The sequence below is a fragment of the Scytonema sp. PRP1 genome (genome assembly GCF_036697665.2).
In the GTDB taxonomy this organism is placed as follows: Bacteria; Cyanobacteriota; Cyanobacteriia; order Cyanobacteriales; family Nostocaceae; genus Kalymmatonema; species Kalymmatonema gypsitolerans.
Genome location: NZ_JBAHYJ020000003.1, coordinates 16,833 through 27,670 on the forward strand (window position 1 = coordinate 16,833; position 10,838 = coordinate 27,670).

10 protein-coding genes are annotated in these 10,838 nt (G+C 42.4%); 5 read left to right on the top strand and 5 right to left on the bottom strand.

All coding sequences use genetic code 11. The features are described 5' to 3' along the window. Positions 1–29: 29 nt before the first annotated feature. The 4 genes from V5G28_RS00275 to V5G28_RS00290 all read left to right on the top strand — a co-directional run bounded on the left by V5G28_RS00275 (position 30) and on the right by V5G28_RS00290 (position 2,644). The gene (locus V5G28_RS00275) at positions 30–404 is read left to right on the top strand and encodes a hypothetical protein (protein WP_332986947.1); all 375 of its coding nucleotides are present in this window, start codon (positions 30–32) and stop codon (positions 402–404) included. Then, a complete protein-coding gene (locus V5G28_RS00280) occupies positions 401–1,408 on the top strand; it encodes an LLM class flavin-dependent oxidoreductase (RefSeq protein ID WP_332986948.1) in 1,008 nt (335 codons plus the stop codon). The genes V5G28_RS00275 and V5G28_RS00280 overlap by 4 nt, the downstream gene beginning before the upstream one ends. Positions 1,409–1,438: 30 nt before the next feature. Next, positions 1,439–1,816: a hypothetical protein gene (locus V5G28_RS00285; protein ID WP_073633473.1), complete on the top strand. Its 378-nt coding sequence runs from the start codon at positions 1,439–1,441 to the stop codon at positions 1,814–1,816. Positions 1,817–2,065: 249 nt separating this feature from the next. Next, a complete protein-coding gene (locus V5G28_RS00290) occupies positions 2,066–2,644 on the top strand; it encodes a Uma2 family endonuclease (RefSeq protein WP_332986950.1) in 579 nt (192 codons plus the stop codon). Between the two features lie 74 nt (positions 2,645–2,718). On the opposite strand, the gene V5G28_RS00295 is transcribed toward V5G28_RS00290, so the two are convergent. Continuing rightward, positions 2,719–2,928: a TOBE domain-containing protein gene (locus V5G28_RS00295; protein WP_332986951.1), complete on the bottom strand. Its 210-nt coding sequence runs from the start codon at positions 2,926–2,928 to the stop codon at positions 2,719–2,721. A 443-nt stretch (positions 2,929–3,371) separates the two neighbouring features. Between V5G28_RS00295 and V5G28_RS00300 the strand changes: the two genes are divergently transcribed. Further along, positions 3,372–3,950: a Uma2 family endonuclease gene (locus V5G28_RS00300; protein WP_332986952.1), complete on the top strand. Its 579-nt coding sequence runs from the start codon at positions 3,372–3,374 to the stop codon at positions 3,948–3,950. A 267-nt stretch (positions 3,951–4,217) separates the two neighbouring features. On the opposite strand, the gene V5G28_RS00305 is transcribed toward V5G28_RS00300, so the two are convergent. The 4 genes from V5G28_RS00305 to V5G28_RS00320 form a co-directional block, all read right to left on the bottom strand. Continuing rightward, entirely contained in the window at positions 4,218–7,502 is a 3,285-nt protein-coding gene (locus V5G28_RS00305) for a tetratricopeptide repeat protein (RefSeq protein WP_332986953.1), read from the bottom strand. Further along, positions 7,499–8,002: a hypothetical protein gene (locus V5G28_RS00310; protein ID WP_332986954.1), complete on the bottom strand. Its 504-nt coding sequence runs from the start codon at positions 8,000–8,002 to the stop codon at positions 7,499–7,501. Before V5G28_RS00310 ends, V5G28_RS00305 begins: the two co-directional genes overlap by 4 nt. Positions 8,003–8,500: 498 nt before the next feature. After that, positions 8,501–9,010 carry a thiol-disulfide oxidoreductase DCC family protein gene (locus V5G28_RS00315; protein ID WP_332986955.1) on the bottom strand — a complete coding sequence of 170 codons (510 nt, stop codon included), beginning with the start codon at positions 9,008–9,010 and terminating at the stop codon, positions 8,501–8,503. A gap of 727 nt (positions 9,011–9,737) precedes the next feature. Further along, positions 9,738–10,838, bottom strand: a 1,101-nt coding sequence (locus V5G28_RS00320; protein WP_332986956.1) for a sulfate/molybdate ABC transporter ATP-binding protein, incomplete at its 5' end; no start/stop codon positions are given.

The following is a 10,838-nucleotide window of genomic DNA, read 5'->3' on the forward strand; positions in this document are numbered from 1 at the left end:
AGTATTTCCCAGTATTCAACATGACAATTATGCCTACGAACTCCAATTGGTATGAGAAAGAACTCATCGAAGAGTTCACTACCATCATCAATCACTCTTTCCCACAAGTTGGGCAATTGTTAAAGCGCTGTCATGTCAAACTCATCCAGTCATTCTGGGGACAACAGAGTGTCCACTTCCTCCCATACATAGCGATTTATTGCCCTAATGAGATAATTGCTGCTGTCAAAGCGCAAATATCTGTATTTAGAGAAGTCGCAAAATATGTAGGAGTTGTTGAGGTTGTCTGTCTGAATGCCACATCCCTGCTGCATGATCCCATGTCCAAGATCAAGCAGGATAATCCTCGCTTGTGGTTAGAACTGTACTGGATTGTCACACAGGAAAAAGGACAGGTCGTATGAAAACTGGGCTTTTTTGCAATTACGAAAATCATCACCATGATGCTCGTCGTGCCATCTCTGAGCAAGTGGCGGTAGTAAAACACGGAGAAAGCTTAGGCTTTGAAGAAGCCTGGGTAACAGAGCACCATTTCAATGATTTGAGTGTTAGCTCGTCTACTTTGATGTTAATGGCACATTTGGCGGGCGTAACTTCAACAATCACGTTAGGTTCGGCAGCAGTGCTGTTGGCGTTTCATAACCCAATTACTGTTGCAGAAGATATTGCCACATTGGATAACCTGTGCGATGGGCGACTTGCTGTAGGAATTGCCAAGGGTGGACCATTTCCCGAGCAAAACAAGCACTTTGCCACACCGATGAGTGAATCGCGTGCCAAGACACTAGAGGCAATGACGTTGATTCATAAACTGTTGTATCACAACGATGTGTCGTTTCAAGGACAATACTATCAGTGCAATGATGTCACGATTTACCCGAAACCTTTACAGAAAAAAATACCAGTGTACCTTGCTACCAGTGATGATGAGGCGATTGGATTTGCTGCCCTTAATTCTTTCGGCTTGATGGGAGGACCACCGTTTTCGCTGGATACACTCAAAAACAATATTGCCAAATACCGCGCTATCAATTCCAGTGGTTCCGATAAGTTCATGCTGGCACGATTCTTTTTTGTTGCCGGTACCAAAGATGAGGCGATCGCTGAGGCTTTACCTTTCATTCGCACTTTTAGTCAAAGAATGAAGATGTTGAGTGCTAAAGCACAAAAGTGTGGCAATAGCAGTCAACACCTCCAAGCTTCTAGTAGTCAAAAAAGTATCTTTGATGAAGACCAATTGTTAGAAAATTCGATAATTGGTGATGTAGCCACTTGCCGAGACAAAATCAAACGATTTCAGGACGAACTCAATTTAGGCACCTTAGCACTGAAACCCGCTTCGTTGAATCTGCAAAAAAACCTAGAGAGTTTGACGCGCTATAACGAAGAGGTACGAACTTATGTGTAAACAACGCAGTGATTAGAAAGGGGTGTTACCATGAATCAACCTTTCCTTCCTCCAGATGATTTGCCTCCAGCTAGAACAACTCTAGTTGATGAAATACTGCACAGACAACTAGAAACAGTTGCTGGCATACGCTTTTACCAAACCTGCGGTCCGATTATGCGGGTTTTGCTGTCGAATTGTCACTGGTATTTCCAAACGAGTTCTGGCATTCTAACGCTAGTGATTGTTTGCTATGACATTGAAAGTTATTGGCATATCACTAACGCTGTTTCCCATATTCTCAAGAGATTGAAGCTGTTTTCAAACAGTGCCAAAATTCGCCTCTGTCCACCAACTGAGTTGGGGACACCGTGGGAAATCGAAGTCAATGAAATGTCAGATGATGAAATCCCGGATGATGAAGATTAATTTCTGTACGTTCGCTCATTTTCAATAAGTGGGAGGGAATTATGTCTTGCACTGCTTGGAGTGTGCCTGATAGAAAGACTCTGGCATTTTCATTAGTGAAAGCATCTGCCGTTGGAGACAGTTTTTTCTTAAACCGCTTCAATATTTACAGTAGCAGCAGGTAGTGAAGCAGGTGTTCTGACTTACTTTCACCGTCACCATTTGGCTACAATCAAACCAAGCCCGAAAAACTCTTGGCGTTCAAAGATTATGGTAGCCATCACCCAACAACCTCCAAAAATGACCATCGAGGAATATCTCGAATGGGAACCTCAGCAAGACGTTCGCTATGAATATGTCAACGGCGAAGTTTTTGCCATGACAGGTGGTACAATTCCCCATAATGATGTTGCACTTAACCTTTACGCAGCTTTACGACCCCATCTACGTTCCAGAGGTTGTCGGGTGAATGTGTCAGATGTGAAAGTGCAAGCCAGTTCCCAGAGCGCTTACTACTATCCTGATGTTATCGTCAGTTGCGACCCTCAAGACCTCAACGCCCGCAAATTTATTCAATTTCCCAAGCTGATTGTCGAAGTCCTCTCTCCAGGTACAAGCGCCAAAGACAGGGGTGAGAAATTCATTTATTATCTTAAAATCCCCACTTTGCAAGAGTATGTCTTGATTGACTCTGAAATAATCTCCGTTGAGTGTTACTCTCGGGGAGAGGCTAAAATGTGGCTTTACTATCCCTACACGAGTGGAGATATTATCACTCTATCAAGTATTGAATTTGAATGTCCTATTGAATTGCTGTATGAAAGTGTTGTATTTGGAACCGAAGAATAAAGCCCCCATATGGGGGCTTCAAAGTTTCATACTGTAGCTTCCAAATAGTTGACAACTATCTCAAAAAGAATTTGTTAATCAATAGCAACTATCACATCGGAAGATTTAATAATGGCGTATGCCTGCTTTCCTTCTTCCAGTTGAAGCTTTTCTGCTGATGACTTGGTGATGATTGCGGTGACTTCTACTCCAGGAGCGATTTCCAACGTTACCTCGGTGTTGACAGCTCCATCCACAACTTTTTTCACAGTAGCTTTAAGCGCATTACGAGCACTTACTTGCATCTTTTGATGTCCCCTGTATCCGTTTCAACTCAATAATACTAGCAACTATTGACTCTTATAATTAACATCTTGACCGCCAACCTTACTATTTTTAACTTTTGCTTAAGGTATAAAAAACCATTGCTCAGTCTTACACAGTATTAATTGAGCTAAAAATCCTGCTAGTCAAAGGTTTTGGGATTAGCCTATGTTGAGGTTGTGACTACTGGAACGCTTTACATGATAGGAGGATTCGTGACAGATTAAGAAAATTGCACTTTTGTCAAGTGCCTAGAGGAAAAGGAGTTGAATGAAGTTAGTTTATCTAAGTTTGTTGAGAGATGGGGACGGCATAAGACAGCTGCAATGCATTATTCATCCCCACCAAAGGCGTAGGGGTTTGTGGTTTCATCGCTGTAAAATCAGGGTTTTAGGAGAAAGTAAATTTAGGATGTCATATTGCCATGACTGCAATTACCATCAACTTTAATAATGTTGTTAAACTAAGCGACGAGCAATTTTACCAACTGTGTCAAGATAATCCCGAAGTCAAATTTGAGCGCAACGCCAAGGGAGAATTGATTGTCATGCCACCAACGGGGGGAGAAACAGGAAAACGTAACGCGAAACTTACTGCACGATTTGTTTTGTGGAACGAACAAACACAACTGGGTGAAGTCTTCGACTCCTCCACTTGCTTTAAACTCCCCAACGCTTCTGATCGCTCTCCCGATGTATCCTGGATACAATTAGAGCGGTGGAACGCACTGACACCCGAACAGCGTGAGAAATTCCCACCCATCGCCCCAGATTTTGTGTTGGAGTTGATGTCTCCATCCGATAGTCTTAGCGTTGTTCAAGCCAAAATGCAAGAATATATGGATGCAGGCGTAAAATTGGGTTGGCTTATCGACAGAAAAACTGGGCGTATCGAAATTTATAGACAAGGGCAAACAAAAGAAGTATTGGAGTTCCCCACAAGCTTATCTGGACAAGAGATATTACCTGGTTTTGTTTTGGATTTACAGATTGTGTGGGGTTAATTGCAATTCCAAACAAGCTAAAAATTTTCTAAACAATATCATTATCAGGACTTACGCAAAGTCGAGAATGTCATACTGAGCGAAACGGAGTGTAGCGAAGTATCTCGGAGATTCTATGTCTTTCAGACACGCTTCGCGTTGGCGCAGCCTGCGCTTTGCCTTCGTTTCGCTAGCGCTACACTCAGAATGACAGTTTTTCGTTAAAATGCGTAAGTCCTGATTATTTTTGTAGTAGCAATTTTTTATATACTAGATAAAAAATAATGTTTATGAATCCTTTTTATAGGGTTTGACAGATTTGGCTATACCTTGTTTTAGAATAGGTTTAGTGTTTTGTCTTGGTGAGGGGGTAAGATCCTGTGCCAAGTTTAGTAGTGTTGGGTGGTTTGGTGCGATCGCAAGTGCTTTTTTACAGTACATTCTTGCTTCATCAACTCTGCCAAGTTTCAACAGTGCGCGACTTAAATCTGATGTGACGATGGTCAAACCTGTTTCATTTTTTAAATTTTCGTCGATTTCAAAACCTTTTATAAGTTGAATAACAGCTTCTTCTAAGTTTCCATATGCGAGTAAAATTTGACCCATTGCAGTATAAACTTTTGCTAGATGTTCTTGGTCGCCTAATTGCTCGCCTAATTTGATACTTTCTTGGAAATACATCAGCGCTAATTTATGCTTTTTCTCTCCTCCCTGTTTGTGTAATACTCTACCCAGGCTGTTAAGAATTATTGCTTGTCCGCGTTGGTCTTGCTGTTTTGTAGATAAGTCGTAACATTGTCGGAGGATTTTCTCTGCTTCATTCCATTTTTGTTGATTTCTTAGTACTCTGCTTAGGGTAGTAAGGGCAATTGATAGAGATTTTAGATCATCTAAATCGACACAAATATCTTGGCTGCGTTTTAATATTTCTTCAGCTTCTTCCCATTGACATTGTAATTCTAGAATCCTAGCCAAGCAGTTTAAACCGATTGCTTCTGAGTGTTTATCATGGAGTTGTTGGTTGATTTTAATTTGATCGCGAAATTTATCAGCGGCTTCATCGAGTTTATTTTGCTGCTGTAAAACACCACCTAAGCCGTTTAAACCGATTGCTTCTGAATGTTTATCATCGAGTTGTTGGCTGATTTCAATTTGACGGCGAAATTTATCAGCGGCTTCATCGAGTTTGTTTTGCTGCTGTAACACACCACCTAAGCAGTTTAAACTTATCGCCTCAGAGCGTTTATCATTGAGTTGTTGGCTGATTTCAATTCTGCGGCGAAAAGCATTGACAGCTTCATCGAGTTTGTTTTGCTGCTGTAAAACACGACCCAAGCCGTTTAAACCGATTGCTTCTGAATGTTTATCATCGAGTTGTTGGTTGATTTCAATTTGACGGCGAAAAATATCGACGGCTTCATCGAGTTTGTTTTGCTGCTGTAAAACACCACCTAAGCCGTTTAAACCGATTGCTTGTGAGCGTTTATCATCGAGTTGTTGGCTGATTTCAATTTGACGGCGAAAAACATCAACGGCTTCATCGAGTTTGTTTTGCTGCTGTAAAACACCACCTAAGCAGTTTAAACCGATTGCTTGTGAGCGTTTATCATCGAGTTGTTGGCTGGTTTCAACTCTGCGGCGAAATTTATCAGCGGCTTCATCGAGTTTGTTTTGCTGCTGTAAAACACCACCCAAGCAGTTTAAACCTCTTGCTTCTTGGCGTTTATCATCGAGTTGTTGGCTGATTTCAATTTGACGGCGAAAAACATCAACGGCTTCATCGAGTTTATTTTGCTGTTGCAAAGCAATTCCTAAGCTATTTAGTACAATTGACAAACCATCTGGTTCATCTAATATTTCTTGGATAGCTAAAGCTTGTTTGAAACTATCTACAGCCTGATCCAATTTGTGTTGTCGCCGTTGTATACCTCCAAGGGTAGTAAGCCAATTTGCATGACTCCGATGACGGATTTGCTCAATTTTGATTTTTTGCAGTATTCCCGAAATAGGGGCTAGTACTACCTCAGCATTCAGATGTTCTTTTTCCAGAGAAAGATACTTTGCTTGTTGAATGCGGAATTTAACTACCAATTCCCAATTCTCAAATCGTTCCGCTAAAAGTTGGAACCTGAACATGAATGCTACTGCTTGCTTCCAGTAGCCATATTTTTCAAAAAATTCTTGCAGCTGGGATGCAAATTCATAGTCAGCACTTTCTTGATGTTGCAACCAATCAGCAACCAAAATAATACCGTTAATATCCTCTGCGATCGCACTATTAATAAAACCAACATCGCTGGATTTAACTAAATTGATAAAAAATTGAGCGTGTCTAGTTGCTGCATCATGTCGCAATCCGCGTTCAACTGCCAACTCTTGAGCAAACGCACGAATTAACGGATGGAAAACAAATCGATTCTCTCCCACCTCAGCATAGTTAAGTAGCGAAAACCGACATAAGCAATCGAGGTCATCTTGTGCCGTAAGTTCATCACTATAATTACCTGTTGCTGTTGCAGAACGTCGAGAAAATCCATCCTCGGCACAAACACTTAAGCAGGAAAAAAAATCAATTTGCTCTGGCTGAAGTTCTTTTAAGCTAAGTGAGAAGCAAGCACGAACATCCAAATGTTCATCTTTTGCAATTCTTAATCTTGCCAATCGTCTTTCTTCTCGCAATGAAGCCGCATAGTCTGCGAGACGACGATTTGGGTTCAACTTTAGCGCAGCGCCGATAATTTGTAATGCTAGGGGTAAATAGCCTGCTAACTCGATAATTTCTTCAGATATTTGAGGTTCGGCTGCGATGCGCTTTTCGCCTAATAGCTTTTGCAGCAGGAGTAATGATTCTGCTTTCGAGAGCGGTTTAACTTCAATTCTACCTTGATCGGGAATATCTAACGAAATGGACAACAAGCGATCGCGTGTGGTGATAATAACCGCGCATCTGTTGCCATCTGGATATAATTCCTTAATAATATTGGCATCTTCAGCATTATCGAAAATCAACAGTATCCGACGATGAGCAAACACATCTTGCATGATGCTTTTTGCGTCTCGCTCATCTTCCGGTTCTACTTCTTCTCCACAACGCCGAGCAAAATCACGAGCTATGGTGTCTGCATCTTTACTATCAACCCGCAAACCAATGACACCATCAGGAAAATCTGCTTTGTGTAACGTAGCGAAGTGACAAGCAAGCGCTGATTTGCCGATACCCCCAGTACCAGCCAAACCAGCGATGCTACACAGTTTGGTTCCTTGACGATCAATCAGGAGTTCTTGAAGTTGCTGCAATTCTTCGTCTCTACCAGTAAAACTAGAGACATCTTTTTGTGGCAATATAAAAGGTATTTGAAAAGGCAGAGACGTTAAATTATTAGCTTTTTTCTGCCTTTCGCTTATTTCTGCTTCTAATCTGTTAATTTCTTTGTTACATTCATCAATATCGCATTGAAGAGAAAACTTTTGATTGTAGTCTGCCGTTTTAGTTTTTTCTAACTCAAAAAAGTCACGCTTTTTTCGCAAATGATTAAGCGCTTCTTCTAAACTAGCAAACTCCTCTAGCTTCATCCTCTACCTCTAAAGAGCGATTTTACCTGTTGCCATGACCGAACCATTAAAGCTTCCGTATCCATTTCCAACTCATAGGATGCAATAGCCGGGACAATAGGTAGAGCTACTTTCAACTTTGCACTTGCCGTTTTTCCTGGTTCATCAAGCTTGGCACGAATTTCTGTTAACAAACACAGCAACTCATCGGGGTAGTTAATCGAACGTTGCATTTCCAAACGTTCAACAGCTTCGATAACCCGCATCAAAGCATTTTCGGCTTGCAAATCCGAAATAAAATAAGCATCAGCCCCTTGATAAAGGAGTTGTCCATATTCAACCTCATACTTGCGAATATCTGGTAAGATTTCTCGCTTTATTCGCATCTTCAATTCGGTTTTAGCTGGGGTACTAGCTGTCACAACGAGTTCCTTTTGAAATTCCCCAAGCTTCTCGTATAAAATTTCTAAAATATCTTCGAGAGAAGTTAATCGTTGACGGCTAATTTCTTGAGACCGCATAAGTAATTGTATTTATTCAAGATAATCGTGTTTATACGTATTATTCCTGATTATAACCAACTTATCCGGTTTAATTAGCTTTCCCTTAAGCGGACAATTACTTAAATAGAGAAAATTCGGGGCGTTATCATGAAAGCTCTTTATACCAAGTTGCAGTCATAGAGACAAGTTGTCATGCTGAGGGTAACGAAGCGTGAAGGGAAGCATCTCGCGAGATTCTTCCCTATGTCTGCGGCACGCACTCGCGAACGGTCAGAATGACATATTTGAACGCAACTTGGTACTTAGTACAGCATTTCATTAATTCGTAACGTTTTTAAACGCTGAGGAACGCTGAGGTAAACGCAGCGAAAAGTTCTGCAGGAGGGTTTCCCGACCTAGGAAACTTTTCAAGACAAAGGTACACAGAGTCTTCGTTCAAGTTTTCGCTATGAACTTATAAAATCATGTACTTAGTACCAACGCTGCTACCGTCCTTGAAAGACCCGCACCTAGATTTTACGCGCTCAATGAGTCGTCTGCATCTGTTCGGCAGCGGTTCTGGGTATTGCACTCAACCTTTTGAGATGATCGCTGTTGCACAATTGTAGCTAAACTAGGTCGCCCTGTAAGCGAAAGTCGCAAGTCTGCCCAAATGCCATATAGAAAATTAGCGATCGCGCCTACAATTGGCAATTTGGTCGCAGCATAAACCCAGCCCATTCCTAAAGTTTCGTAAACGCGGCGAAAAACTTCAACATTTTTAACTAGCGTTCCTTCTGGCAACACAGCATGGATGCGCCCCATTGCAGTTTCGTAGTCAACTCCGCCATTTTCTTGGGGGTTATAGTCATCAGCTGCAATATCCACAAACGCTACCAGTCCCCGATCGGCATCACGTTTCATCAAAAAGTTAACTTCGCGCACGCACAAAGGACATTCACCGTCATACAGCAGTTTTATTTTCCACGATGGTGGCTGGTTGAGGGGGTTATCAGAACTGTAGGATTGGGTTTGTAGTGAGGACATTATTTTCGTTTTTAATAAGTTTATTTCAGTTGTGCTACAAATGCCTGCCGTTTGGCTCCATCACTATTTTTAACTTTTGCTTACAGCAGTTTCCTGTAAGGTGGGCATTGCTCAGCAATATCTTACAGCGCTTTTCAAGTAAATAAACCACGGGGTAGGGGCTGTTCTCTGCCCATTGGTGTCAACTTAACCTAAAACCCTGTCTTTAATCTCGTTTCCAGGTTCCACCTGGAAATGCCGTTGAAGCGGCTCTGCCGCTGTTAAGACAGGCAGAGCCTCAAGTTATGCATTCCCAGCCTGAGGCTGGGAACGAGGCAAATACATCAAGAAATAAGAACCACAGATGGACACAGATGTAGGCGTAAGCCGTGCCGTAGGCTACACAGATAAATAATTACTGCATCGAAACGAGAAGCGCTATATTTCCCTGTCTATGAGGCGTAACGCCCCTGAAATTATAACTGCTCGGTTCAGCTATCCCCTATGATGTTGAAATTTTTGGCTCTTGTATTCATGCAAGTGAACATTATTCCACCACATGGACTTTTACGAGGAATGCCCCGAAGTTCCGGCTTGTTGCGAAACCCTTTCGGCAGAGCCGGCACGAGGGAAACCCTCCCGCAGCGCTGCCTCACTGCAGGACTTCTCTCCACCCGAAGATTTGTGGTCTCATCATTGGAAAAACGCTGTAACGTATAAAAAACCATTGCTCTTGAGAGCCAAGCATCTACTCCATTAAAATCAGCCGCAAAGGATCTAAACGAACATACCAAGGCATGGGTTGGTCTTTGAGAGTTGCCCATTTTTCCTTAAACACCTCCGCCTGTAAGTGATAATCACTATGACTAGTAGATGGATGATGGAGTTTGAGAAACAGCGTCATCCGGTGTGGTGTTTCGCTCGTTCTCACCAGCCAACAGGGAAAGGTGTTTTCATGGGATAAGTCGTTCGTGAGAATGATCTGATGGGCACGAATTCCCACATTGGATAGAGCGTCTGGGATAGGTTCAATGACACGGAGGGTACAACCCCAATCAATCGCTTCCACCTGCCCTGATGTGACAGCAACCGCACTTGAGAAGTTCTTACATCCTGTTAATTGAGCTACACCAACAGTAGCGGGACGCTCAAAAATCTCGTGTTTGGTGCCATAATGAGCTGCTTTTCCTTTCTCTAGAACAAGCAAATTAGGACAAACCCGATACGCCTCTTCCATATTGTGGGTGACAAATAGAGTAACGCCTTCGTAATTCGCTAGCGTTTCTATCATTTGCTGTTCCAGTTGGCTTCGCAAGTGCGTATCTAGTGCAGAAAAAGGCTCATCTAGTAACAGTGCTTCTGGTTGACTTGCTAAGGCTCTTGCGAGTGCGACTCGTTGCTGTTGACCGCCAGAAAGTTGATGCGGATAACGGTCAGAATATCCTTGCAATTGTACTGTGATTAATTGGGCTTCTATTTGTTGCTTAATAGCTGTGGTAGAAAGTCCTTTGGATAAGCCAAAGGCGATGTTTTGCCCTACCGTCATGTGCGGAAACAGGGCATAATTCTGCACTACAAAACCAATGCGGCGATCGCGCGGTGGCAAATTAATCCCCTGTTGAGAGTCAAACAACACCCGCCCATTTAGAACAATGCGACCGGAACTTGGAGTTTCTATCCCAGCGATGCAGCGCAAAATCATGCTCTTTCCGGCTCCAGATCCTCCCAACAATCCCAAAGGTTGCTGAAGAGTACTAAAACACACTTGCAAGGTGAACCCAGGGAGCTGTTTTTCAATGTCAACAAACAGCCCAGAAGAAGACGCTCTGACGCTCTGACGCTCTGATGC

Excerpts from the sequence above, each read along its gene's own strand:
- V5G28_RS00295 (WP_332986951.1), bottom strand. The coding sequence starts at position 2,928 with ATGCAAGTAAGTGCTCGTAATGCGCTTAAAGCTACTGTGAAAAAAGTT.
- V5G28_RS00290 (WP_332986950.1), top strand. The coding sequence starts at position 2,066 with ATGGTAGCCATCACCCAACAACCTCCAAAAATGACCATCGAGGAATAT.
- V5G28_RS00305 (WP_332986953.1), bottom strand. The coding sequence starts at position 7,502 with ATGAAGCTAGAGGAGTTTGCTAGTTTAGAAGAAGCGCTTAATCATTTG.
- V5G28_RS00275 (WP_332986947.1), top strand. The coding sequence starts at position 30 with ATGCCTACGAACTCCAATTGGTATGAGAAAGAACTCATCGAAGAGTTC.
- V5G28_RS00315 (WP_332986955.1), bottom strand. The coding sequence starts at position 9,010 with ATGTCCTCACTACAAACCCAATCCTACAGTTCTGATAACCCCCTCAAC.
- V5G28_RS00285 (WP_073633473.1), top strand. The coding sequence starts at position 1,439 with ATGAATCAACCTTTCCTTCCTCCAGATGATTTGCCTCCAGCTAGAACA.
- V5G28_RS00310 (WP_332986954.1), bottom strand. The coding sequence starts at position 8,002 with ATGCGGTCTCAAGAAATTAGCCGTCAACGATTAACTTCTCTCGAAGAT.
- V5G28_RS00300 (WP_332986952.1), top strand. The coding sequence starts at position 3,372 with ATGACTGCAATTACCATCAACTTTAATAATGTTGTTAAACTAAGCGAC.
- V5G28_RS00280 (WP_332986948.1), top strand. The coding sequence starts at position 401 with ATGAAAACTGGGCTTTTTTGCAATTACGAAAATCATCACCATGATGCT.